Source organism: Haloprofundus salinisoli, assembly GCF_020097815.1.
GTDB classification, from domain to species: domain Archaea; phylum Halobacteriota; class Halobacteria; order Halobacteriales; family Haloferacaceae; genus Haloprofundus; species Haloprofundus salinisoli.
The window spans coordinates 978,283-1,000,901 of the sequence record NZ_CP083663.1; the positions used below are offsets into that span (position 1 = coordinate 978,283).

Here is a 22,619-nt window from a genome sequence, read left to right on the forward strand (position 1 = left end):
TCGCCGCCGTCTCCGCTACGATTCGCCGAGGCACACGGCAACGACCCCTTTTTGCCGGCTGCCTCCTCACCCTCCGCTATGCCGACCGTACATCGTTCGAGGTTCGACACCGAGACGCTGTTTCTCCTGTGGGCGGCTCGCGAGACGGGGATACTCGACGCGCTGACGAGTCGGGCCGGGAGCGCCGACGCCGTCGCAGCCGAAACCGAGGTGACGCCCGAGGCTGCGCGCGTCGTCGTCGACTCGCTCGCCGACCTCGGCTTCCTCCGACGCGTCGGTGACGAGTACGAGGTGACGAACCGCGCGCTCGGCTTTCTCGCCAAACGCGACGTGCGCTCCATCGGCCGCCTTCCGCACGCGCTCGACATGCTCGACTGCTACACGGCGCTCCCGGAGACGATGACGACCGGAACGCCGCCGGAGTCGTCCGAGGATTCGCTGGTCAACCGGCTCGGCGCACACGCCACGGCCGACGAGGCGGTCGTGAGAGCGTCCGTCACTGCCGCGGTCCGTCTCGCACCGCGTGCGGAGCGCGTACTCAACGTCGGCGGCGGCTCGGGCGTCTACGCCCGCGAGTTCGCCGCCCGGGGCTTCGAGGTGACGATGTGCGACGGAGACGACGTCATCGAGTACGTCACCCCGGTGCTCGAACACGAAGACGTGACGCTCGAACGCCGGTCGCTGGCGACGATAGCCGACGGGACGTACGACCTCGTCTTCGGCGAGAACCTCTGTTGCTCGCTCGGCGTCGCGGAGAACCGGACGCTCTTGTCGACGGTCGAAGGCGCGCTGTCAGCGTGCGGGGCTGCCGTCTTCGTCGAACCCGTTCGGGGTCGCGCCGCAGCGGCGGCGACGGTTCGAGCGGCGACAGAGGCGCTCGCGACCGGGAGCGGCGGAGCGTACAGCGACGTCCAGTACCACGAGTGGTTCGCGGAGGCGGGATTCGAGGACGTCCGCGTCGACGACGTGCCGGGGACCGACCGCCAGGCGGTCGGGGGTTACAAGCGCGGAGTTGATTAGTCGCCATCACGCAGGAGAGGTATGGACCCCGCGGTACTGCGCGAGGACATGGTCGATGGCCTCGAACAGACACTCGGCGAGCACCTCGACGAGCGCGTCGACGTGGCGATGCGGACGGTCCCGCGCCACGAGTTCGTCGACGACCAGCCGTACGCGAACAGGGACGCAACCGAAAACGGGAGTCGGGTGCTCGCGCCCTCGACGGTCGCACGACTGCTCTCCGCACTCGATGCGACCGAGGCCGACAACGTTCTCGTCGTCGGTGCCGGCGTCGGGTACACCGCCGCCGTCGTCGCCGAACTGGTCGGCGAGTCGAACGTACAGGCGATAGATATCTCCCGGCGGATGGTGCTCTACGCCCGTCAACGCCTCGCTCAGACCGGATACGAGGGCGTCCTCGTCGACTGCCGCGACGGCGCGAGCGGCTACCCCGAGTACGCCCCGTTCGACCGCATTCTCCTCGAAGCCGCGGCGATTCGCCCACCGCGTTCGCTCGTCGACCAACTCGCACCTTCGGGGAGACTCGTCTTCCCGATGGGCGGACCGAAGCAGACGCTCGTCGCGGTCGAGCCCGGCCCCGAGGCGGCCGGGCCGGACGGCGTCGTCGAGCGGTTCGGTCCCGTCCAGTTCGCGCCGATGCTGGTCGACGGCGAACAACCGGACGGACTGGCGCGGAACCGGACGGTGCGCGAGGACCGCGAGTACGCCGAGAGCGGCAGGCACGCTCGCACCGGCTGGGAGCAGGAGTGGGTCGACTGGGACGAGCATCTCTGAGCCGCTCCCCGGCGGAGTTCGCGTCGAGTCGCGCGCTCACCCACCGCGAATCACCAGTATCTTCGTGTTCGCTCGCCGGTCGACGAACTCGCTTCCCGCCGGCGGTTTCACCTCGACGACGAGCGTGCCGTCCTCCTGGTTCGGCCCGAGCGACGGGTCGACGGTCACCGTCGCCTCCCCGTCGGCGTCGGTTTTCGCCGTCTCGACGCCGTCGGTGTCGGCCGTCCCGCCTTTGACGACGAGCGTCGCGCCGGCGACGGGGTCGCCGTCCGCACCGACGGCCGTCAACGTCAGCGTCTGTCTCTCGGGGCCGACGACGTCCGGCGAGGGCCGAACGTCCACCTCGACGACGGCGAGTCCCTGAATCCCGCTTATCATGTTCATCATCACGCTGAGGCTGGCGACGCCGACGACCAGCGCGATGACGAGGCGGATGGGAAGCCCTTCGATGGCGCGTTCGTTCCGCCGGAATCCGTCGAGTTGCCGTCTGCATCGGTCGAGCATACGCCGGTCTGGTCTCGGTATCGCTGATAAAGCCTCGCACGAGCGTTGAAATCGGAGAAGGAGGCCTACCGCTCACGTGCAGGTCCTCGGACGAGCGAACGCGGAGCCGCGAACCGCGCATGAAGCGAAAGGAGGATCCGACGAACCCGGACGCGGGGTCGCAGAGACAGACACCTCTCGACCGACCGGTCGCCTCGGGGCGTACCGCGCCCGCGACGGCAGCGACGCCGCCCCCGTCGGTATCGACCTCGATACGCCGCACGCGGCGCTCGTCGTCGGCAAGCGAGGGAGCGGGAAGTCGTACACGCTCGGCGTGCTCGCGGAGGCGGCCGCGCGGGCGAACGGCGTCGCCCCCGTCGTCGTCGACCCGATGGGCGTCTTCTCCGGACTCGAAGCGCCCTCGTCGGCGGCCGACGGCGTCCCCGCGTCCGTCGTCCGAAAGCCGACCGTCGCGGCGAACGCAGTCCCGCCGTCGTCCTGGCCCGCGCTCGTCGGTCTCGACGCCGGGCGTCCGGCAGGGGCGCTCCTCTGGCAGGCCGCGAGCGAAACGTCGTCGCTGACAGCGATGCGAGCGTATGTCGCCGAGGCGAACGCCGAAGACGGAGTTCGGCGGGCGGCGCGTAACCACCTCGAACTGGCCGATTCGTGGGGCGTGTTCGGTTCGGACGGACTGGACGTCGCCGACCTCCTGGGTGGCGAGGCGACCGTGTTGGACCTCGCCGGAACCCCGGACGCGCCGTCGAATGCGGTCTGTGCGGCGGTGGCTACCGGGCTCTACGAACGCTGTGCGTCGTCGCGGTCGTCCGCCGAGTCACCGCGTTTGCCGTGGTTGTTCGTCGACGAAGCCCACGCGTTCTTCGGCGGCGTCGCCGCCGACGCGTTGCGGACGGTGCTCACCCGCGGGCGCACGCCGGGGATGAGCCTCGTCGCCGCAACGCAGCGACCCAGCGCGCTTCCGGACGTCGCGGTGTCGCAGGCGGACCTCCTCGTCGCGCATCGACTGACGATGCAGGCCGACGTCGACGCGCTGACGGCCGCACAGCCGACGTATCTCGCCGGGACGATACGCGAGCGACTGCCGACGCGGACCGGCGATGCGCTCGTCGTCGACGACGCCACCGAGTCGGCGCACGCGGTCCGAATCCGTGAACGAGATACCCCACACGGCGGCGGCAATCCGCGGGCGAGTCGCCGACGGTGTGAATAGACACGACGACCGACACGAGAGCGGAGCGCCTCCGTGGGGCGCGTACCCGAGAGTCGACGACGCCACCGAGCCGGTGTTGTGCGGGCGCTCGCCCGCCGTCGAGTTCGGTCGGTTCGGCGCGTATCGACAGTTACAGGCGACCGGGAGACGAACGCCGAGACATGGCTGACGACCCGGCGAACCGGTCGGTTCTCACGCGCCTCGTCGACGGAGCGACGGGCAAACCGTTTCTGGCGGTGATGGTCGTCTTGTTACTCGCGCTGTCGCTGTTCTTCCTGGTCGGGGGACTACTCTACGTCTTCGGGTGAACCGTCGGTAACCGGTCATCGTCGAGGGCGCGGAAACTTCGTTTGTGGAGTGAGGAGCCGAAACGGTCTGACTGCAGAAACTGACCGGCGTGCGCTCAGCGACGGGACGATTCGCTCGTCGTGAGATTCAAACCCCCTGTCGCACGCTGAATTTAAGCGGTCACTCGTCACGAGCGACTTGCTCACAAGTCGAAATTCAGAGAAACGCCCGAGGCGGGATTTGAACCCGCGTCACGACCGTGACAGGGTCGTATGATGGGCCACTACACCACCCGGGCCTGAAACGCATCCGAGTGTACTGGTCGGGGTTATTAATGGGTGTCGATATCCGTTGCGAGCTGTGTAGTCAGCATCGACTCGGCCATCTCCACCAACTGTAGAGCTGTAGAGGTTGAACCGGATAGAGCCGTTCACCCAGTTTCCGGTTTTGCACTGAACGCGAGAGAGTGTTTCGTGGTCGTCGACAACTAAATCGTAGCGGTCACTGTCTCCGAATGGAACCGAAACCGAGAATCCAAGGTTCATCAGCGAAGCAAGTATCACCGCTTCAGTTTCGTCACCTCGACGAGACGGATTCATATTCCGGCATCTCGCCTGATCGGGTTTGAATCTGCAGATGACGGCACGTTCCGCGGTGAGACGCCCCGCTCACGGTTTGAGTTCAGTAAAATAACGCCCGAGGCGGGATTTGAACCCGCGTCACGACCGTGACAGGGTCGTATGATAGGCCACTACACCACCCGGGCTTGCTGCAATCATTCGTTTCTCCGTGTCGTAAATAACGCTTACCATCCTGATGCGCCGTGCGTCGGGATACCGCGGCCCGCATGGCCGGAAGGCATATAATAGGGCACGTTCAGGTGGAGTGTAATGCAGGTTCCCGCTGTGGGTTCGGCCACAGCCGGTTAGCGGTGCGCCGCGCGGTTGGCAAGTGTTATATAGATGGGTCGTTAATCCCGCTGTAGTATCTCGTGAGAGCTTCTTCCCACAAGCCCCACCCATGGTAGACGTAAGCCAACACAAACTTGTCCCGGAGCACACGCTCGTCGACGAGGAGGCCGTCGACGAAGTGCTACAGGAGTACAACGTCAAACGGACGAATCTGCCGAAGATCAAACGCAAAGACCCGGCGTTACCGGACGAGGCCGAACCCGGCGACGTCGTCAGAATCGTGCGCGACTCGCGAACGACGGACCAAGCAGTCGTTTATCGACTGGTGATCGAATGAATCGACAAGACCGACGCACCATCTCCCGACAGTACTTCTCGGAGGAACGACTCGCAGAACACCACTTCCGTTCGTTCAACGCCTTCCTCCAACGCGGCATGCAGGAAGTCGTCGACGAGAAGGAGACCATCGACACCGACATCGGCGACAAGGAGGGCGAGGAGCCCGTCTACGTCGAACTCGGCGACGTCCGGGTCGTCACCCCGCGCGTCCGCGAGGCCGACGGCAGTGAGGAACTGCTGTATCCGCAGGAAGCCCGCCTCCGGAACATCACCTACTCCGCGCCGGTGTTCATGGAGATGTCCATCGTTCGCGGCGGCGAGGAGGAAGAGGAGATCGTCGTCGACTCCACGGAGACGAAGGTCGGCCGCATGCCCATCATGGTCGGGTCGGAGCGCTGCAACATCTCCGGCTTCGACCACGACGAACTCGTCGAAATCGGCGAGGACCCCGTCGATCCCGGCGGTTACTTCATCGTCAACGGCTCCGAGCGCGTACTGATGACGAGCGAGGACCTCGCGCCGAACAAGATTCTCGCCGAGTACGACACGAAGTACGGCGACGAGATTCAGGTCGCCAAGACGTTCAGCCAGCGCCGCGGCTACCGCGCGCTCGTGCTCTGTGAGCGCGGCCGCGACGGCCTCCTGGAGGTTTCGTTCCCCTCGGTCTCCGGGTCGGTGAACTTCGTGACGCTCGTGCGCGCGCTGGGCCTCGAATCCGACGAGGAGATCGTCCACCGCGTCTCCGACGATCCCGAGATCGTGAAGTTCATGCTCGAAAATCTGGAGGAGGCCGACGTCCAGACGACCGAGGAGGCGATCGAGACGCTCGGTAAGCGCGTCGCCAGTGGTCAGGGAAAGAACTACCAGCTGAAACGCGCCAACTACGTCATCGACCGCTACCTCCTGCCGCACCTCCACGAGGAGGGCGTCGAAGAGGAGGAAGTCCGCATCAACAAGGCGTTCTACCTCTGCCGGATGGCCGAGGCGTGTTTCGAACTCGCGCTGCAGCGCCGCGAGGCCGACGACAAGGACCACTACGCCAACAAGCGCCTCAAGGTCTCAGGCGACCTGATGAAGGACCTGTTCCGGACGGCGCTGAACAAACTGGCGCGCGACGTGAAGTACCAGCTCGAACGCGCGAACATGCGTAATCGCAACCTGACGGTCAACACCGTCGTTCGCTCCGACGTGCTGACCGAGCGGCTCGAACACCCCATCGCGACGGGGAACTGGGTCGGCGGGCGCTCCGGCGTCTCGCAGCTGGTCGACCGGACCGACTACATGGGCGTGTTGTCTCACCTGCGCCGCCTGCGCTCACCGCTGTCGCGCTCGCAGCCGCACTTCGAGGCACGCGACCTGCACGCGACCCAGTGGGGTCGCATCTGTCCCTCCGAGACCCCGGAAGGGCCGAACTGCGGGCTGGTGAAGAACTTCGCGCAGGCGATGGAGCTCTCCCAGAACGTCGAGGACGAACAGGCACTGAAACGAGAACTGGCGTCGATGGGTGTCGAGGGGATGCCCGGACTGGAAGGCGTCGAACCCACCACGGCGGACGACTAAACCATGGCTCAGGCACGAGAGGCGAAAGTATACGTCAACGGCAGCTTGGTCGGGACCCACCCGGACCCGAACCAGCTCGCAGCACAGATTCGGGAAGCACGACGACGCGGCGACGTCAGCGAGATGGTCAACGTCTCGGTGAGAGGTCGGACCCGCGAAGTCATCATCAACGCGGACGCGGGTCGCGCCCGTCGCCCGCTCATCGTCGTCGAGGGCGGCGAACCGCTGCTCGGCGACGAGGAGATCGAAGCCGTCGAGAACGGTGAACTGGAGTTCCAGGACCTCGTCGACCGCGGCTACATCGAGTTCATCGACGCCGAGGAGGAGGAGGACATCTACGTCGGCGTCGACGAGGACGAGCTCACTCCCGAGCACACTCACCTCGAAGTCGACCCGCAGCTCATCTTCGGCATCGGCGCCGGGATGATTCCGTACCCGGAGCACAACGCCTCGCCCCGGATTACGATGGGGGCAGGGATGATGAAGCAGTCGCTCGGCATCCCGTCGGCGAACTACCGCATCCGCCCGGACACGCGTCAGCACCTGATGCACTACCCGCAGCTCGCGATGGTGAAGACGCAGACGACCGAGCAGATCAACTTCGACGAGCGCCCCGCGGCGCAGAACTTCGTCGTCGCCGTGATGAGCTACGAGGGGTTCAACATCGAGGACGCGCTCGTCATGAACAAGGGGTCGGTCGACCGCGCGCTCGCGCGGTCACATTTCTTCCGCACCTACGAGGGCGAGGAACGACGTTACCCCGGCGGTCAGGAGGACCGCTTCGAGATTCCGTCGCAGGATGTTCGCGGTGCGCGCGGGGAAGACGCGTACACGCACCTCGACGACGACGGCCTCGTCAACCCCGAGACGGTCGTCGACGAGAACTCGGTGCTTCTCGGCAAGACGTCGCCGCCGCGGTTCCTCGAAGAGCCCGACGACATGGGCGGGCTCAGCCCGCAGAAGCGCCGCGAGACGTCAGTCACGATGCGCTCGGGCGAAGACGGCGTCGTCGACACGGTGACGCTGATGGAGGGCGAGGACGGCTCGAAGCTCTCGAAAGTCTCCGTCCGCGACGAGCGGATTCCGGAGCTCGGTGACAAGTTCGCGTCCCGGCACGGACAGAAAGGCGTCGTGGGCCACCTCGCGCCGCAACAGGACATGCCGTTTACCGCCGACGGCGTCGTCCCCGACCTGGTTCTCAACCCACACGCGCTCCCGTCGCGCATGACGGTCGGTCACGTGTTGGAGATGCTCGGCGGCAAGGTCGGCGCGCTCGAAGGCCGTCGCGTCGACGGCACGGCGTTCCAAGGCGAGAACGAGGAGGACCTCCGCGGCGCGCTCGAAGACCACGGCTTCATGTCCTCCGGCAAGGAGGTCATGTACTCCGGCGTCACCGGCGAGAAGATCGAGGCGCAGATCTTCGTGGGCGTCATCTTCTACCACAAGCTGTACCACATGGTGAGCAACAAACTGCACGCCCGCTCGCGCGGGCCGGTGCAGGTGCTCACCCGCCAGCCCACGGAGGGTCGCGCCCGCGAGGGTGGGCTCCGCGTCGGCGAGATGGAGCGCGAGGTGCTCATCGGCCACGGCGCGGCGATGGCACTGAAGGAGCGACTGTTGGACTCCTCGGACCGCGAGGAAGTGTACATCTCGGCGGACACCGGGATGGTCGCGGTCGAGGACCGCGAGCAGCGCCGGATCTACGACCCCGTCACCGGCGACGAGGACAACATCCACCGCGTCGAGGTGAGTTACGCGTTCAAACTCCTGCTCGACGAGATGAAAGCGCTCGGCATTCGACCGAAACTCGAACTGGAGGACGCAGTTTAAATGTCAATGCAAACACCGAAAGAAATCGGCGGCATCCGCTTCGGGCTGATGGACCCGGAGACGTATCGAGATATGTCCGCGACGAAAGTCATCACCGCGGACACCTACGACGACGACGGCTACCCCATCGACATGGGGCTGATGGACCCCCGACTGGGCGTCATCGACCCCGGTCTGGAGTGTCGCACCTGCGGGCAGCACTCGGGGTCGTGTAACGGCCACTTCGGCCACATCGAACTGGCCGCCCCCGTCATCCACGTCGGATTCACCAAACTCATCCGACGGCTGCTGCGCTCGACGTGCCGGCAGTGCGGTCGGCTCGCGCTGACCGACGAGGAGCAGGCGGAGTTCCGCACCAGCATGCAGCGAGCCGAGGAGCTCAGCGAGGACTGGAGCGACGTGATGAAGGCCGCGGTTCGACAGGCGCGGAAAGCCAAGCGCTGCCCGCACTGCAACGAGCCCCAGCACGACATCAAACACGAGAAACCGACGACGTACTACGAGGTCCAGGACGTGCTCTCGGGGGAGTACTCCGAACTCATCGCCGAGGCGATGCAGCCCGACGAGGAGGAGGACCGAGAGGGGATGGCCCCCCAGGAGCTGGCGGAGAAGACGGATATCGAGCTCCAGCGGATCAACCAGATTCTCTCCGGGGAGTTCCGTCCCCGCAAGGACGACCGCAAGGCCATCGAGAAGGCGCTCTCGATCGACCTCACCGTCGAGGACATGAACAAGCTGATGCCCTCGGATATCCGCGACTGGTTCGAGGACATCCCGGACGACGACATGGAGACGCTCGGCATCGACTCCGAGCGCGCGCGCCCCGAGTGGATGATTCTCACCGTCCTACCGGTGCCGCCGGTGACGGCGCGTCCGTCGATTACGCTCGACAACGGCCAGCGTTCCGAGGACGACCTGACGCACAAACTGGTCGACATCATCCGCATCAACCAGCGGTTCATGGAGAACCGCGAGGCCGGTGCGCCGCAGCTCATCATCGAGGACCTCTGGGAACTGCTGCAGTACCACGTCACCACGTTCATCGACAACGAGATCTCGGGCACGCCCCCCGCGCGACACCGCTCCGGCCGCCCGCTGAAGACGCTCAGCCAGCGGCTGAAAGGCAAAGAGGGTCGATTCCGCGGTTCGCTCTCCGGGAAGCGCGTCAACTTCTCGGCGCGTACCGTCATTTCGCCGGACCCGACGCTCTCGCTCAACGAGGTCGGCGTCCCGGACCGCGTCGCGACGGAGATGACCCAGACGATGAACGTCACCGAGCGGAACATGGAGGACGCACGGCAGTACGTCCGCAACGGCCCCGAGAGCCACCCGGGCGCGAACTACGTCAAGCGCCCCGACGGCCGCCGTCTGAAGGTGACCGAGAAGAACTGCGAGGAGCTCGCCGAGAAAGTCGAACTCGGCTGGGAAGTGAACCGCCACCTCATCGACGGTGACATCGTCATCTTCAACCGACAGCCGTCGCTGCACCGGATGTCCATCATGGCCCACGAAGTGGTCGTGATGCCGTACAAGACGTTCCGGCTCAACACCGTCGTCTGTCCGCCGTACAACGCCGACTTCGACGGCGACGAGATGAACATGCACGCGCTGCAGAACGAGGAGGCTCGCGCGGAGGCGCGCGTCCTCATGCGCGTGCAGGAACAGATTCTCAGCCCGCGTTTCGGCGAGAACATCATCGGCGCGATTCAGGACCACATCTCCGGTACGTACCTGCTGACCCACGAGAATCCGAAGTTCTCGGAGACGCAGGCGCTGGACCTGCTTCGCGCGACCCGAGTGGACGAGCTGCCCGAACCCGACGGCGAGGAGGACGGCGAGTCCTACTGGACCGGCCACTCCATCTTCTCGGAGCTGCTGCCCGACGACCTCTCTTTGGAGTTCAGCAGTTCGACCGGCGACGACGTTGTCATCGAGAACGGCCAACTCGTTGGCGGCACCATCGACGAGGACGCCGTCGGTGCGTTCGGCGGCGAGATCGTCGACACCATCACCAAGGTGTACTCCGAGACGCGCGCACGGATTTTCGTCAACGAGATTTCGGCGCTGGCGATGCGCGCCATCATGCACTTCGGCTTCTCCATCGGTATCGACGACGAGTCGATTCCGGAGGAGGCCGGCGAGCAGGTCGACGAGGCCATCGAGAACGCCTACGAGCGCATCGAGGAACTCATCACCACGTACGACGCGGGCGAGCTCGAATCGCTGCCGGGTCGCACCGTCGACGAGACGCTGGAGATGAAGATTATGCAGACGCTCGGCAAAGCGCGTGACTCCGCAGGCGAGATCGCCGACGACCACTTCGGCGACGACAACCCGGCGGTCATCATGGCCCGCTCCGGTGCGCGTGGTTCGATGCTGAACCTCACGCAGATGGCCGGCTGCGTCGGCCAGCAGGCAGTTCGGGGCGAGCGCATCAACCGCGGCTACGAGGACCGCACCCTCAGCCACTACAAGCCGAACGACCTCTCGGCGGAGGCCCACGGCTTCGTGGAGAACTCCTACCGCGGCGGCCTGACGCCGCGTGAGTTCTTCTTCCACGCGATGGGTGGCCGAGAGGGGTTGGTCGACACGGCAGTCCGCACCTCCAAGTCCGGATACCTGCAGCGTCGGCTCATCAACGCGCTCTCCGAACTGGAGACGCAGTACGACGGGACGGTGCGCGACACCTCGGGCACCATCGTCCAGTTCGAGTTCGGCGAGGACGGCACCTCGCCGGTGAAGGTGTCCTCCTCGAAGGACAACGACATCGACGTCGAGAGCATCGCCGACCGCGTGATGGACGCCGAGTTCGACGACGAAGCGACCCGTCAGCAGTTCCTCGGCCGCGAGGAACCGCCGACGAACCTCTCCGAGCACGCCGAGCCCCGACTGAGCGAGGCACGCATCCAGGAGGTAGAGTCCGATGACTGAGATCACAGACGACATCGAAGCCGTCGTCGAGGACACCGAGCTCCCGCGACGACTCAAAGACCGGGTGTACCGCACCATCGAAGAGCGAGACGACGTCAGCGTCGAGAAAGCCGATGACATCGCCCGCGCCGTCGAAGTGCGCTATCTGGACACGCGCGTCGACCCGCTGGACCCCGTCGGCACCGTCTCCGCGCAGTCCATCGGCGAGCCGGGGACGCAGATGACGATGAACACGTTCCACTACGCGGGCGTCGCCGAGATCGACGTGACGCAGGGACTGCCGCGGCTCATCGAACTCGTGGACGCGCGGAAGACGCCGGACACGCCGATGATGACGGTCCACCTCGAAGACGAGTACGCGGAGGACCGCGAGAAGGCCCACGAGGTCGTCTGGAGCATCGAGGCGTCCAAAATCCTGGCACTCGGCGACGTGTCGACGAACGTCGCGGACATGCTCGTGCAGGTCGACCTCAACGACGAGACGCTGATGGAGCGGTGGCCCCGCGCCTCGAACGTCGAGGAGGTCGCCGACGAGATCGCCGACACCATCGAGGACGCCCTCGGCGTCACGACCCGCCAGTCGGGCACGGTCATCGAGTTCGGCCCCGACCAGCCGAGCTACCGGAAGCTGCTGCAACTGGTCGAAGAGCTCCGCGACGTCGTGTTCAAAGGCATCGAGGAGGTCACCCGCGTCGTCATCCGCAAGGAGAAGACCGACGACGGCGAGGAGTTCGTCCTCTACACCGAGGGGTCGGCGTTCGGCGACGTGCTCGCCATCGAGGGCGTCGACGCCTCGCGCACGACGTGTAACAACATCCACGAGATCCACCGCAACCTCGGCGTCGAGGCGGCCCGCGAGGCCATCATCAACGAGACGATGGAGACGCTCGAAGAGCAGGGCCTCGACGACGTGAACGTCCGCCACCTGATGCTCGTCGCCGACATCATGACGAACCGCGGCACCATCGAGTCCATCGGCCGTCACGGTATCTCCGGGTCGAAGGAGTCGGTGCTCGCGCGAGCGGCGTTCGAGGTGACGGTCAACCACCTGCTCGACGCCGCGATCCACGGCGAGGAGGACGACCTCAACGGCGTCATCGAGAACGTCATCGTCGGCAAGCCGGTCTCCATCGGCACCGGCGACGTGGACCTCCGGATGGGCTCGTTCAGCGCGAACACCGAACAGCCCTCGGACGACTGACGACCCATGCGCGTCACGCTGTCGGACGACGCTCGCCGCTATCTCGGCGCGTTCGACGAGGAGACAGGTGCGAGTGCCAGCGACTGTCTCGTCTACGACGACCGAATCGTCGTGCTCGTCGGCGCGGGCGAGATGGGCAAGGCCATCGGTCCCGGCGGCAAGACGGTGAAACGACTCGAACGCAAACTCGGCCGAAACGTCGAGCTCGTCGAGGACGCGGACACCCCCGAGGCGTTCGTCTCCAGTGCGCTCGCGCCCGCGACGGTCCGACACGTGACCATCAGCGACCAGAACGACCGCGTCGCCTACGTCGAAGTCGCCGAGGGCGACCGCGGCGTCGCCATCGGTAAGCGCGGCCAAAACATCGAGACGGCGCGGCGGTTGGCCCGCCGTCACTACGACATCGACGACATTCAACTGACGTAGCCCGCCGGGGCCGTAGCACGGTCCTACCGCTCGGCATCGTCGCCGTGGTTCGGTTTAGGGCTATGACTGACGCTCTTTACAAGCCCTATAACTAACCGTCTGAACGTCGTCCTGCTATCGTATGTCACATTCCGAGCAGCGGCCGTCCGTCTCCGACGGGCCGCGGTCCGCCGCCGAGCGGCGCACTGTCGACTCCGAGTCCAGCGCCGACTCGGCGTGTCGCCCCTCCGTCTCGATACGGTGTCCCTCCTGCGGCGAACCCATCAGTGCGACGCTGGCACTGCCCGGCGGCGACTCCGCCGACGCCCGAACGACCGACGACCCCGGCGAGTACCGGAAGACGGGGCGAGCGGACGGGGCGGCCGTTGTCGCAGACGGCGGAACCAACCCCGAGGACGAGCGTCCGGACCCCGGGCCCAACCCGGCGCTCGAGGGAGAGCTCTGCGGAAAGCCGCTGCGGTGTACGGATTGCGAAGGCGAGTTCGAGTTACTGTTTTACTACTGAGCGCTGCCGGGCGCAGGCCGGTAGCGATCTCCGCGGGACTCGGCAGTCGTCGGACGTTCGACGGGAGTCGTCTCCGAGAACGTTTCGACGGCCTCCAGAGCTATTGGTCGGGGTGCTGTACTATCGGTATGGGAGACGTCGCAGCGCTGCAGGTCGCGGCTCCGTTCGCGGAACTGCTTTCCGGTGACGGGCTGTTCGCCCGGGCGACCAAATTCGTCGTCACGTTCGTGCTCGTTTACGGCGTGGGTCGGGTGGCCGTCGAACCGCTGTTGGTTCGGGCGGTCAGGGCGCGAAACGAGAACAACCCGACAGTCGTCGGTGCGGTCGAACTCTACCTCCGCATCGGCGTCGTGGCCGTCGCGTTCGGCGCGGCGCTGGGGGCGGCCGGGTACACGCGGGTGCTGACGGGGTCGACCATCGCCGTCGCCATCGTCTCGCTGACGGTGGGTGTCGCCGGGCGAGAGGTGCTCGGGACGCTCGTCGGCGGGTTGTTTCTCGTGACCGACCCGGACTTCAACGTCGGCGACTACATCGCGTGGGGCGACACCGAGGGCGTCGTCGAATCCATCGGCTTTCGGGTGACCCGCGTCCGGACCGTCGACAACGAGATAATCAGCGTTCCGAACACGGAACTGACGACGAACGTCATCACGAAGCCGTACGGACAGAACCAGTTCCGCATCAACGAGGAGGTGGGCGTCTACTACGAGGAGGATGTAGAGGAGGCCATCGGGATTCTGCGCGACGAGGCGGTGACTGACCCGGCTATCCTCTCGAACCCTCAACCGAAGATTCGCGTCACCGGCTTCGAGGGCGACCACATCCGGCTGCAGGTGCTGTTCTGGGTTTCGGAACCGACGCGGCGGACGGTACTCGACACGTTCTCGGACTACGCCCGCCGGGTCCAGGTGCGGTGTGAGAACGCCGGAATCACGCTCGGTGCGACCTCCGCGGTAGATATGGGCGGTGACCTCGCGGTCGAACGCGCCGGCGAGTGAGCACGGCGGGTCGCGGTCGACCGCTCGGCGGCGGTCGGGAAACGACGGGGCGTTGACGAGCGAAGCGGGCGAGCGGCCGTGATGAACGAAGCGAAGCAACGGAGTCTCCGCGAGCGAAGCGGGTGGAGGCTCGTCGTGAGTGAAACGAAACGACGGAATCTCCGCGCCGCGTTCGACCTGCGCCGCGCGGAGAGCGGTTCGTTCGAACCGGCGAGACGGACGCAGATTCGAGTAGCGGGGTGAAAGAAGGAATCTGAGGCCGTCTCGCCGAGGAGAAAAGAGGACGCTTAAGTAGCTCGACTAAGTAGGCTTTTGCACTATGGCGAACGGCAAATACGCCGCACGCAAACTCAAGAAGGACCGTCAGAAGCGACGATGGTCCGACTCCGAGTACGCGCGGCGCGAACGCGGTCTTCGGAAGAAATCGGACCCCCTCGAAGGTGCACCGCAGGCGCGGGGCATCGTCCTCGAGAAGGTCGGAATCGAAGCGAAGCAGCCGAACTCGGCGATTCGTAAATGCGTCCGTGTTCAGCTCATCAAGAACGGCAAGCAGGTCACGGCATTCTGCCCCGGCGACGGTGCCATCTCGTTCATCGACGAGCACGACGAGGTGACCATCGCGGGCATCGGTGGCGCGAAGGGTCGCGCCATGGGTGACCTCTCCGGTGTCAACTACAAGGTAGAGAAAGTCAACGGCGTCGCGATGCTCGAGCTCGTGCGCGGCAACGCGGAGAAACCGGTACGCTAAGATGTCGGACGCAGAGAGCGAAACCCCCGAACCCGAGGCACCGGCCGACAGCGAGGAAGCGCAGGCGAGCGCGCTGCTGTTCGGCGTCTGGGACGTCTCCGAGATCGAGTACACGGACCCCAGCACCCAGCGCTACCTCAACGTGACGCCCATCGCGCACACGATGGGTCGCCACGCCTCCAAGCAGTTCCGCAAGTCCGAGATTTCGGTCGTCGAGCGCCTCATCAACCGCCTGATGCAGAGCGAGGACAACACGGGCAAGAAGCAGAAGGCGCTCGGCATCGTCCGCGACGCCTTCGAGCTCGTCCACGAGCGCAGCGAGGAGAACCCCGCCCAAGTGCTCGTCCGCGCCGTCGAGAACGCCGCACCCCGCGAGGAGACCGTCCGCCTGAAGTACGGCGGTATCTCGGTCCCGAAAGCCGTCGACGTCGCCCCCCAGCGCCGCGTCGACCAGGCGCTGAAGTTCATCGCCGACGGCGTCGCCTCCGCGAGCTACAAGTCGACGACTTCGGCCGCCGAGGCGCTCGCACAGCAGCTTCTCGGCGCTGCAGAGTACGACGTTCAGTCGTACCCCATCAGCCAGAAAGAAGAGCGCGAGCGCGTCGCCGCCGCGGCTCGCTAATCTGCAGTCTTTCTCTTTCGTTTTTCGCGCCGGTGAGCGGTGCGGCCGTCGTTTAGCCCGTTAAACGGAGCAAATCGCGTGACTTCTCAGTCGGCCGCCTGCGGCCCGCCGCTGCTACCGACGGCGTACGACCGGGTCACGTCGACGAGCGCCTTGCGGTAGTCGCTGGCGGTCGTCTCGACGGCGAGCGAGCGGAACTGGCGCCTGAACTCGTCGACGCGGACGTTCGGGGCGTCGTCGTCGGCGGCGTGCGCGAGGTCGTACAGGCGGTGGTCGTCGTCGACGAGCTCGTGTCGCTCGACGAGCGCGAGCGCGAACGCCGCGTTGACCGCGGTGATTTCGGGGTCGGAGGCGGCGGTGGTCCGCGTCCAGTCGGCGCGTGGAACGGCCGTCGGCTGGTCGGCCAGCGCCGCCGCCAACTGCGATTCGAGGAAGTACACCAGTTTCTCCGCCGGGGCGACCGAGATGGTGATGTCGTCGGCGTAGATGTCCTTCATGTGGTTGGCTATCTGGTAGCAGTGTACGAGTTTACGGCGCTCGACGCTCCGCCCTGTCAGCGCGAGGTAGAGCGCCTCCTCAGTCGACTGGACGTGGGAGGGGTGCGACTGCTCGTAGCGGGCCATGTGAGAGAACTCGTGGAGAGCGAGTTCGCGCGCCATCGCGCTCGTCGCGGCCTGTCGTGAGATGTTCAACACGTGGTAGTCGCCGGCGGCGTTGCTGTAGTGGCCCGCCCACGTTCGCTCGTCGGGGTCGTCTCTGACTCGGACGTGAACCGGCCACGACAACTCATACTCCGTCTCTAAGAGGTCTGCCGCGCTGAGAAAGGCGTCGGGGGCGGCAGACCCCTGCACGCGAAGATCCATGCGTAATAGTGACATGGTCTGAGATAGTATGACTCTTGTGCCGCGCGTCGCGTGAAGACGGAAACGGCGTATCGACTACGCGACGAGTCGCCGAACTGGTGGTTCGGCCTGATTTTCGGGTTCTTTGCTAAGTGGTACGTACCCACACGGAGCCGTGTTAAACGGCCGTTTTCGACGGATTCGGCGTCGGAAAAACACTACCCTTTTGACCCTCCTGCCGGTAGGGGCATTCATAATGGGCCGACGAAAGAAAATCGTACAGGAATGTGAGAAACTGATGGACAAGCCGGAGCAGATCCGGAACATCGCCATCGCCGCTCACGTCGACCACGGGAAGACGACACTTTCGGACAACCTGCTGGCCGGTGCCGGCATGATCTCCGACGCGACTGCGGGACAGCAGCTCGCGATGGACACCAAAGAGGACGAACAGGAACGCGGCATCACCATCGACGCCGCGAACGTCTCGATGACCCACGAGTGGAACGGCGAAAACCACCTCATCAACCTCATCGACACGCCGGGCCACGTCGACTTCGGTGGTGACGTGACGCGCGCGATGCGCGCCGTCGACGGTGCGCTCGTGGTCGTCGACGCCGTCGAGGGCGCGATGCCCCAGACGGAGACGGTGCTCCGACAGGCGCTCCGCGAGGGCGTCAAGCCGGCGCTGTTCATTAACAAGGTCGACCGCCTCATCAACGAGCTCCAGGAAGGGCCCCAGGAGATGCAGGAGCGTCTCCTCGACGTCATCACCGACGTCAACGAGCTCATCCGCGGCATGACCGAGGAGAAAGAGTACGACTGGACCGTCTCCGTCGAAGAGGGGACCGTCGCCTTCGGCTCCGCACTGTACAAGTGGGGTGTCTCCATCCCATCGATGCAGGAGACCGGCATCTCCTTCGGCGACATCATCGAGATGGAGGAGTCGGGCAACCGCGAGGAGCTCCACGAGCGCACGCCGCTTTCGGACGTCGTCCTCGACATGGTCGCCGAGCACTTCCCGGACCCGCTCGACGCCCAGCCCCGCCGTATCCCGACTATCTGGCGCGGCGACTCCGAATCCGAACTCGCAGAGCAGATGCGCCTCGTCGACGACGAGGGCGAGGTCGTCTTCATGTCGACGGACATCTCGATGGACCCCCACGCGGGCGAAATCGCCACGGGTCGTCTCTTCTCCGGAACGCTCGAGAAAGGCCAGGAGCTGTACGTCTCCGGCACCGCGGGCAAGAACCGCGTCCAGTCGGTCGGTATCTTCATGGGTGACTCCCGCGAGGAGGTGAGCCGCGTTCCGGCCGGCAACATCGCCGCCGTCACCGGCCTCCGCGACGCCATCGCCGGGTCCACGGTGTCCAGCGTCGAGATGACGCCGTTCGAGTCCATCGAACACATCTCCGAGCCGGTCATCACCAAATCCGTCGAGGCGACGAACATGGACGACCTGCCGAAGCTCATCCAGACGCTCCAGCAGGTCGCCAAGGAAGACCCGACCATCCGCGTCGAGATCAACGAGGACACCGGCGAGCACCTCATCAGCGGACAGGGCGAACTCCACCTCGAGGTCATCACTCAGCGCATCCGCGACAACCAGGGCATCCCGGTCCACACCGGCGAGCCCATCGTCGTCTACCGCGAGGCTCCCCAGCAGCAGTCGCGCGAGGTCGAGGGTGTCTCCCCGAACCGCCACAACAAGTTCTACATCACCGCCGAGCCGATGTCGCAGGACATCGTCGACGCCATCAAGCTCGGTGAGGTGGCGATGGACATGCCCGAGCTGGAGCGCCGCGAAGCGCTGCAGGAAGCCGGCATGGACAAGGACACCTCCCAGAACGTCGAACACATCTTCGGCACGAACATCCTCATCGACGACACGAAGGGTATCCAGCACCTCAACGAGACGATGGAGCTCGTCATCGAGGGTCTCGAAGAGGCGCTCGACGACGGTCCATTGGCGGCGGAGCCGGTGCAGGGTACGCTGCTGCGTCTGCACGACGCGCGTCTCCACGAGGACACCATCCACCGCGGTCCCGCGCAGGTCATCCCGGCGGTCCGCGAGGCGGTCCACCGTTCGCTCATCGACTCGCAGATCAAACTGCTCGAGCCGATCCAGAACGTCCGCATCGACGTCGCCTCCGACTACATGGGCTCGGCCTCCGGCGAGATTCAGGGTCGCCGCGGCCGCGTCGACGACATGTACCAGGAAGGTGACCTCATGGTCATCGAGGGTATCGCGCCCGTCGAAGAGATGATCGGGTTCTCCTCGGACATCCGCTCTGCGACCGAGGGTCGCGCGTCGTGGAACACCGAGAACGCCGGCTTCCGCGTGCTCTCGGACAGCCTCCAGCGCGACAAGATTATGGAGATCCGCGAGCGCAAGGGGATGAAGCTCGAGCTCTCGCCGGCCATCGACTACATCTAAGCGCGACCGATCGCGCGCTTCTCTCCTTCTTTCGCGGCCCCGAGCGGCGGCCACGCCGCTATCGACCGACGTCGGTCAGAATTGCGAGTGACGAAGAGTTATAACCCACGTAGCGTCAGAAGCGTAGTATGCGGATTGGCGCACACCAGCCGCGGCGTATCGACACGGAGCCACAAAGCGACCGCTCCCTGTCGACAACAGGCGGGTGGCGCGTTTCGGAGGTGAACCGATGAGCGACGGCGAGACGCCGCAGCCGCACACGGTTCGGCTCGAACTCGTCGACGAGCCCGGCCAGTTGCTCGCGGCGCTGCGGCCCATCGCCGACAACGGCGGTAACCTGCTCTCCATCTACCACGAGCGCGGCAACCTCACGCCGCGCGGTCACATCCCCGTCGAAGTCGACCTGGAGTGTCCGCCGGACCGCTTCGACACCATCGTCGACGCGCTTCGAGAGAACGGCGTCAACGTGATACAGGCGGGTGCGGAGCGCTACGGCGAACAGTTGACCGTCCTTCTGGTCGGACACCTCGTCGACACGGACCTCTCGGACACGCTCCGGAGCATCGAAGAGTGCGCGAACGCGGCGCTGGCGGACCTCTCGGTGTCGGCACCCGAAGGCCGAAACGAGGTGTCGAGCGCCCGCGTCCGACTGGCGACCCAAGCGGGCAAACGTGGGAACGTCCTTGCCGTCGTCCGGGAGATCGCCGACCGGAAGGATCTCCGAGTCGTCGAACCTCTCGCGGAGGGGTCGGCGTGAGAGTCGCCGTCGTCGGTGCCGGAGCGGTGGGTCGCTCCGTCGCCGAGTTGGCCGCCGACTACGGCCAAGAGGTGACGGTGCTCGCGGACTCGCGGGGCGCGGTCGTCGACGCCGACGGGGTCGACGTCGCCGCGGCGCTCGACCGGAAGCAAGAGGAGGGAAGCGTCGGCGACAGGGAGATCGGCGACGCGCTCGTGTCGGAGTACGACGTGCTCGTCGAGGCGACGCCGACGACGCTCGGCGACGCCGAGCCCGGCTTCTCGCACGTGCGAGCGGCCCTCGAATCGAACCGTCACGTCGTGTTGGCGAACAAAGGACCGGTCGCCGAACGCTACGAGGACCTTCGTGCGCTCGAACGCGACAGCGACGGCGACGTGCTGTTCGAGGCGACGGTCGGCGGCGCGATTCCCGTCCTCTCGGCTGTCTCGGACTTCGGCCCCGACCAGATCACCGCCGCCCGCGGCGTGCTGAACGGGACGGCGAACTTCATCCTCTCGCGGATGACCGCCGAGGGGTTGGACTACGACCACGTGCTCGCGGAGGCGCAGGACCTCGGCGTCGCCGAGGCGGACCCCTCCTTCGACGTGGAAGGGACCGACGCGGCGCTCAAATGCGTCATCCTCGGTAACGTGCTCTACGACGGCGGCTACTCGCTTTCCGACGCCGACGTCGAAGGTATCCGCGACATCCCCGGAAGCGCGCTCGAACTCGCCGCCGAAGACGGACAAACGGTGCGACTCATCGGCGAGGCGACCGCGGACGGCGTTCGCGTCGGCCCCCGGCTCGTCTCCGAAAACGGGACGCTCGCGGTGACCGGTACCCAGAACATCGTCCAACTGGAGACGACCCACGCGGGTCGGTTGAACATCAGCGGTCGGGGGGCGGGCGGTCCCGAGACGGCGAGTGCGGTGCTATCGGACGTTCGGCGCCTGGAGTAGCTGTTGTCACCGACTACCGCACGGTAGCCAGTGTCAAACCGCAAGACGGCGTCGGGGTGTCCCGTATGCCGTATCGAAATCGTTTTAGGGTCCTCAACCAAAGGAAACGCCACATAGCGCCTTAGCGCGTGAGCTAAACAATGAGCGAAGACAAACCACACCAGAACTTGGCCATCATCGGCCACGTTGACCACGGAAAAAGCACGCTCGTGGGCCGACTCCTCTTCGAGACGGGATCGGTTCCGGAGCACGTAATCGAGCAGCACCGCGAAGAAGCAGAAGAGAAGGGCAAAGGCGGCTTCGAGTTCGCCTACGTGATGGACAACCTCGCCGAGGAGCGCGAGCGCGGTGTCACCATCGACATCGCCCACCAGGAGTTCGACACGGACAAGTACTACTTCACCATCGTCGACTGTCCGGGCCACCGTGACTTCGTCAAGAACATGATCACGGGTGCCTCGCAGGCTGACAACGCGGTTCTCGTCGTCGCCGCCGACGACGGTGTCGCGCCGCAGACCCGCGAGCACGTGTTCCTCGCCCGCACGCTCGGCATCAACGAGCTCATCATCGGCGTCAACAAGATGGACGTCGTCGACTACTCGGAGGACTCCTACAAGGAGGTCCGCGAGGAAGTCCAGAACCTGCTCAACCAGGTTCGCTTCAACGCCGACGACGCGACGTTCGTCCCGATCTCGGCGTTCGAGGGCGACAACATCGCCGACGCCAGCGACAACACGTCCTGGTACGACGGCCCGACGCTCCTCGAAGCGCTCAACGACCTGCCGGAAGTCGAGCCGCCGACGGACGCGCCGCTGCGACTCCCGATCCAGGACGTCTACACCATCTCCGGCATCGGTACGGTCCCGGTCGGCCGCGTCGAGACCGGTGTCCTCGAGATGGGCGCGAACGTCTCGTTCCAGCCGTCTGACATCTCTGGCGAGGTCAAGACGGTCGAGATGCACCACGAGGAGGTCCCGCGCGCGGAACCCGGCGACAACGTCGGTTTCAACGTGCGCGGCGTCGGCAAGGACGACATCCGCCGCGGCGACGTCTGTGGCCCGGCCGACGACCCACCGAAGGTCGCCGAGACGTTCACGGCGCAGGTCGTCGTCATGCAGCACCCCTCGGTCATCACGGCGGGTTACACGCCGGTCTTCCACGCCCACACGGCGCAGGTCGCCTGTACGGTCGAGTCCATCGACCAGAAGCTCGACCCCGCCTCGGGTGAGGTCGCAGAGGAGAACCCGGACTTCATCAAGTCCGGCGACGCCGCCATCGTGACGATCCGTCCGCAGAAGCCGCTCAGCATCGAGCCGTCCGGCGAGATTCCGGAACTCGGTTCCTTCGCCATCCGCGACATGGGTCAGACCATCGCGGCCGGCAAGGTGCTCGAGGTCAACGAGCGATAAATGCAGCAAGCACGCGTTCGCCTCGCCGGCACGAGCCCCGAGGACCTCGACGACATCTGTGACGACGTCCGCGAAATCGCGAGCAAGACGGGCGTCAGCCTCAGCGGTCCGATTCCGCTGCCGACGAAGACGCTCGAGATTCCGTGTCGGAAGTCGCCTGACGGAGAAGGCACCGCGACGTGGGAGCACTGGGAGATGCGAGTTCACAAGCGTCTCATCGACATCGACGCGGACGAACGCGCGCTTCGCCAGCTCATGCGCATCCAAGTGCCAAACGACGTCAGTATCGAGATCGTTCTCGAAGACTGACTGACGCTAAGGCCCGTCGGAGTCCGACGGTGTCTCCACCATCCCCTTTCTTCGATTTTTCGG

General features: G+C 65.6%; 22 protein-coding genes and 2 tRNA genes. 19 read left to right on the top strand and 5 right to left on the bottom strand.

The window, feature by feature from the left end; all coding sequences use genetic code 11:
• Positions 1 to 78 precede the first annotated feature (78 nt).
• Positions 79 to 1,020, top strand: coding sequence for a class I SAM-dependent methyltransferase (locus tag LAQ73_RS05185; protein WP_224270177.1), 942 nt, complete (start codon positions 79 to 81; stop codon positions 1,018 to 1,020).
• Between the two features lie 21 nt (positions 1,021 to 1,041).
• The gene (locus LAQ73_RS05190) at positions 1,042 to 1,794 is read left to right on the top strand and encodes a protein-L-isoaspartate O-methyltransferase family protein (protein WP_224270178.1); all 753 of its coding nucleotides are present in this window, start codon (positions 1,042 to 1,044) and stop codon (positions 1,792 to 1,794) included.
• Between the two features lie 36 nt (positions 1,795 to 1,830).
• On the opposite strand, the gene LAQ73_RS05195 is transcribed toward LAQ73_RS05190, so the two are convergent.
• On the bottom strand, positions 1,831 to 2,298 hold the full coding sequence (locus LAQ73_RS05195) for a prealbumin-like fold domain-containing protein (protein WP_224270179.1): 468 nt from the start codon (positions 2,296 to 2,298) through the stop codon (positions 1,831 to 1,833).
• Positions 2,299 to 2,374: 76 nt separating this feature from the next.
• Here LAQ73_RS05195 and LAQ73_RS05200 point away from each other — a divergent pair, with 76 nt between their 5' ends.
• Both LAQ73_RS05200 and LAQ73_RS05205 read left to right on the top strand, forming a co-directional pair.
• Positions 2,375 to 3,505: an ATP-binding protein gene (locus LAQ73_RS05200; protein WP_224270180.1), complete on the top strand. Its 1,131-nt coding sequence runs from the start codon at positions 2,375 to 2,377 to the stop codon at positions 3,503 to 3,505.
• A 161-nt stretch (positions 3,506 to 3,666) separates the two neighbouring features.
• Positions 3,667 to 3,813, top strand: coding sequence for a hypothetical protein (locus LAQ73_RS05205; protein WP_224270181.1), 147 nt, complete (start codon positions 3,667 to 3,669; stop codon positions 3,811 to 3,813).
• Between the two features lie 205 nt (positions 3,814 to 4,018).
• Here the strand turns inward: LAQ73_RS05205 and LAQ73_RS05210 are convergent.
• The 3 genes from LAQ73_RS05210 to LAQ73_RS05220 all read right to left on the bottom strand — a co-directional run bounded on the left by LAQ73_RS05210 (position 4,019) and on the right by LAQ73_RS05220 (position 4,559).
• Positions 4,019 to 4,091, bottom strand: a tRNA-Asp gene (locus LAQ73_RS05210).
• Positions 4,045 to 4,392: a group I intron-associated PD-(D/E)XK endonuclease gene (locus tag LAQ73_RS05215; RefSeq protein WP_224270719.1), complete on the bottom strand. Its 348-nt coding sequence runs from the start codon at positions 4,390 to 4,392 to the stop codon at positions 4,045 to 4,047. The genes LAQ73_RS05210 and LAQ73_RS05215 overlap by 47 nt, the downstream gene beginning before the upstream one ends.
• 94 nt (positions 4,393 to 4,486) lie before the next feature.
• Positions 4,487 to 4,559 (bottom strand) — tRNA-Asp (locus LAQ73_RS05220).
• 254 nt (positions 4,560 to 4,813) lie between these two features.
• On the opposite strand from LAQ73_RS05220, the gene LAQ73_RS05225 reads away from it, so the two are divergent.
• The 10 genes from LAQ73_RS05225 (at position 4,814) to LAQ73_RS05270 (ending at position 15,864) form a co-directional block, all read left to right on the top strand.
• On the top strand, positions 4,814 to 5,041 hold the full coding sequence (locus LAQ73_RS05225) for a DNA-directed RNA polymerase subunit H (RefSeq protein WP_224270182.1): 228 nt from the start codon (positions 4,814 to 4,816) through the stop codon (positions 5,039 to 5,041).
• On the top strand, positions 5,038 to 6,603 hold the full coding sequence (locus LAQ73_RS05230; RefSeq protein ID WP_224270183.1) for a DNA-directed RNA polymerase subunit B'': 1,566 nt from the start codon (positions 5,038 to 5,040) through the stop codon (positions 6,601 to 6,603). Before LAQ73_RS05225 ends, LAQ73_RS05230 begins: the two co-directional genes overlap by 4 nt.
• Before the next feature lie 3 nt (positions 6,604 to 6,606).
• Positions 6,607 to 8,433, top strand: coding sequence for a DNA-directed RNA polymerase subunit B (gene rpoB, locus LAQ73_RS05235; protein ID WP_224270184.1), 1,827 nt, complete (start codon positions 6,607 to 6,609; stop codon positions 8,431 to 8,433).
• Between the two features lie 6 nt (positions 8,434 to 8,439).
• Positions 8,440 to 11,364, top strand: a complete 2,925-nt coding sequence (locus LAQ73_RS05240) for a DNA-directed RNA polymerase subunit A' (protein ID WP_224270185.1) — start codon at positions 8,440 to 8,442, stop codon at positions 11,362 to 11,364.
• A complete protein-coding gene (gene rpoA2, locus LAQ73_RS05245) occupies positions 11,357 to 12,565 on the top strand; it encodes a DNA-directed RNA polymerase subunit A'' (RefSeq protein WP_224270186.1) in 1,209 nt (402 codons plus the stop codon). The genes LAQ73_RS05240 and rpoA2 overlap by 8 nt, the downstream gene beginning before the upstream one ends.
• Before the next feature lie 6 nt (positions 12,566 to 12,571).
• Positions 12,572 to 12,991: a NusA-like transcription termination signal-binding factor gene (locus LAQ73_RS05250; RefSeq protein ID WP_224270187.1), complete on the top strand. Its 420-nt coding sequence runs from the start codon at positions 12,572 to 12,574 to the stop codon at positions 12,989 to 12,991.
• 121 nt (positions 12,992 to 13,112) lie between these two features.
• The gene (locus LAQ73_RS05255) at positions 13,113 to 13,496 is read left to right on the top strand and encodes a hypothetical protein (RefSeq protein ID WP_224270188.1); all 384 of its coding nucleotides are present in this window, start codon (positions 13,113 to 13,115) and stop codon (positions 13,494 to 13,496) included.
• 128 nt (positions 13,497 to 13,624) lie between these two features.
• Complete coding sequence (locus LAQ73_RS05260; RefSeq protein ID WP_224270189.1) at positions 13,625 to 14,494, top strand: mechanosensitive ion channel family protein; 870 nt, start codon at positions 13,625 to 13,627, stop codon at positions 14,492 to 14,494.
• Between the two features lie 319 nt (positions 14,495 to 14,813).
• Positions 14,814 to 15,242, top strand: coding sequence for a 30S ribosomal protein S12 (locus LAQ73_RS05265; RefSeq protein WP_058580647.1), 429 nt, complete (start codon positions 14,814 to 14,816; stop codon positions 15,240 to 15,242).
• A gap of 1 nt (position 15,243) precedes the next feature.
• Positions 15,244 to 15,864 (top strand): 30S ribosomal protein S7, encoded by a 621-nt coding sequence (locus LAQ73_RS05270; protein WP_224270190.1) that lies wholly within the window; start codon positions 15,244 to 15,246, stop codon positions 15,862 to 15,864.
• Between the two features lie 86 nt (positions 15,865 to 15,950).
• Here the strand turns inward: LAQ73_RS05270 and LAQ73_RS05275 are convergent, their stop codons facing one another.
• Positions 15,951 to 16,727: a DUF5781 family protein gene (locus LAQ73_RS05275; protein WP_224270191.1), complete on the bottom strand. Its 777-nt coding sequence runs from the start codon at positions 16,725 to 16,727 to the stop codon at positions 15,951 to 15,953.
• Positions 16,728 to 16,962: 235 nt separating this feature from the next.
• On the opposite strand from LAQ73_RS05275, the gene LAQ73_RS05280 reads away from it, so the two are divergent.
• The 5 genes from LAQ73_RS05280 to rpsJ all read left to right on the top strand — a co-directional run bounded on the left by LAQ73_RS05280 (position 16,963) and on the right by rpsJ (position 22,556).
• Positions 16,963 to 19,143 carry an elongation factor EF-2 gene (locus tag LAQ73_RS05280; RefSeq protein WP_224270192.1) on the top strand — a complete coding sequence of 727 codons (2,181 nt, stop codon included), beginning with the start codon at positions 16,963 to 16,965 and terminating at the stop codon, positions 19,141 to 19,143.
• 229 nt (positions 19,144 to 19,372) lie between these two features.
• Positions 19,373 to 19,900, top strand: coding sequence for an amino acid-binding protein (locus LAQ73_RS05285; RefSeq protein WP_224270193.1), 528 nt, complete (start codon positions 19,373 to 19,375; stop codon positions 19,898 to 19,900).
• Positions 19,897 to 20,838: a homoserine dehydrogenase gene (locus tag LAQ73_RS05290; protein ID WP_224270194.1), complete on the top strand. Its 942-nt coding sequence runs from the start codon at positions 19,897 to 19,899 to the stop codon at positions 20,836 to 20,838. The genes LAQ73_RS05285 and LAQ73_RS05290 overlap by 4 nt, the downstream gene beginning before the upstream one ends.
• Before the next feature lie 140 nt (positions 20,839 to 20,978).
• Positions 20,979 to 22,247, top strand: coding sequence for a translation elongation factor EF-1 subunit alpha (gene tuf / locus LAQ73_RS05295; RefSeq protein WP_224270195.1), 1,269 nt, complete (start codon positions 20,979 to 20,981; stop codon positions 22,245 to 22,247).
• Positions 22,248 to 22,556: a 30S ribosomal protein S10 gene (rpsJ, locus tag LAQ73_RS05300; protein ID WP_058580640.1), complete on the top strand. Its 309-nt coding sequence runs from the start codon at positions 22,248 to 22,250 to the stop codon at positions 22,554 to 22,556.
• The last annotated feature ends 63 nt before the right edge of the window (positions 22,557 to 22,619 follow it).

Bases quoted from the DNA above. Each gene is read 5' to 3' on its own strand.
- LAQ73_RS05185 (WP_224270177.1), top strand. From the start codon at position 79: ATGCCGACCGTACATCGTTCGAGGTTCGACACCGAGACGCTGTTTCTC.
- LAQ73_RS05190 (WP_224270178.1), top strand. From the start codon at position 1,042: ATGGACCCCGCGGTACTGCGCGAGGACATGGTCGATGGCCTCGAACAG.
- LAQ73_RS05195 (WP_224270179.1), bottom strand. From the start codon at position 2,298: ATGCTCGACCGATGCAGACGGCAACTCGACGGATTCCGGCGGAACGAA.
- LAQ73_RS05205 (WP_224270181.1), top strand. From the start codon at position 3,667: ATGGCTGACGACCCGGCGAACCGGTCGGTTCTCACGCGCCTCGTCGAC.
- LAQ73_RS05215 (WP_224270719.1), bottom strand. From the start codon at position 4,392: ATGAATCCGTCTCGTCGAGGTGACGAAACTGAAGCGGTGATACTTGCT.
- LAQ73_RS05225 (WP_224270182.1), top strand. From the start codon at position 4,814: ATGGTAGACGTAAGCCAACACAAACTTGTCCCGGAGCACACGCTCGTC.
- LAQ73_RS05230 (WP_224270183.1), top strand. From the start codon at position 5,038: ATGAATCGACAAGACCGACGCACCATCTCCCGACAGTACTTCTCGGAG.
- rpoB (WP_224270184.1), top strand. From the start codon at position 6,607: ATGGCTCAGGCACGAGAGGCGAAAGTATACGTCAACGGCAGCTTGGTC.
- LAQ73_RS05240 (WP_224270185.1), top strand. From the start codon at position 8,440: ATGCAAACACCGAAAGAAATCGGCGGCATCCGCTTCGGGCTGATGGAC.
- rpoA2 (WP_224270186.1), top strand. From the start codon at position 11,357: ATGACTGAGATCACAGACGACATCGAAGCCGTCGTCGAGGACACCGAG.
- LAQ73_RS05250 (WP_224270187.1), top strand. From the start codon at position 12,572: ATGCGCGTCACGCTGTCGGACGACGCTCGCCGCTATCTCGGCGCGTTC.
- LAQ73_RS05255 (WP_224270188.1), top strand. From the start codon at position 13,113: ATGTCACATTCCGAGCAGCGGCCGTCCGTCTCCGACGGGCCGCGGTCC.
- LAQ73_RS05260 (WP_224270189.1), top strand. From the start codon at position 13,625: ATGGGAGACGTCGCAGCGCTGCAGGTCGCGGCTCCGTTCGCGGAACTG.
- LAQ73_RS05265 (WP_058580647.1), top strand. From the start codon at position 14,814: ATGGCGAACGGCAAATACGCCGCACGCAAACTCAAGAAGGACCGTCAG.
- LAQ73_RS05270 (WP_224270190.1), top strand. From the start codon at position 15,244: ATGTCGGACGCAGAGAGCGAAACCCCCGAACCCGAGGCACCGGCCGAC.
- LAQ73_RS05275 (WP_224270191.1), bottom strand. From the start codon at position 16,727: ATGGATCTTCGCGTGCAGGGGTCTGCCGCCCCCGACGCCTTTCTCAGC.
- LAQ73_RS05280 (WP_224270192.1), top strand. From the start codon at position 16,963: ATGGGCCGACGAAAGAAAATCGTACAGGAATGTGAGAAACTGATGGAC.
- LAQ73_RS05285 (WP_224270193.1), top strand. From the start codon at position 19,373: ATGAGCGACGGCGAGACGCCGCAGCCGCACACGGTTCGGCTCGAACTC.
- tuf (WP_224270195.1), top strand. From the start codon at position 20,979: ATGAGCGAAGACAAACCACACCAGAACTTGGCCATCATCGGCCACGTT.
- rpsJ (WP_058580640.1), top strand. From the start codon at position 22,248: ATGCAGCAAGCACGCGTTCGCCTCGCCGGCACGAGCCCCGAGGACCTC.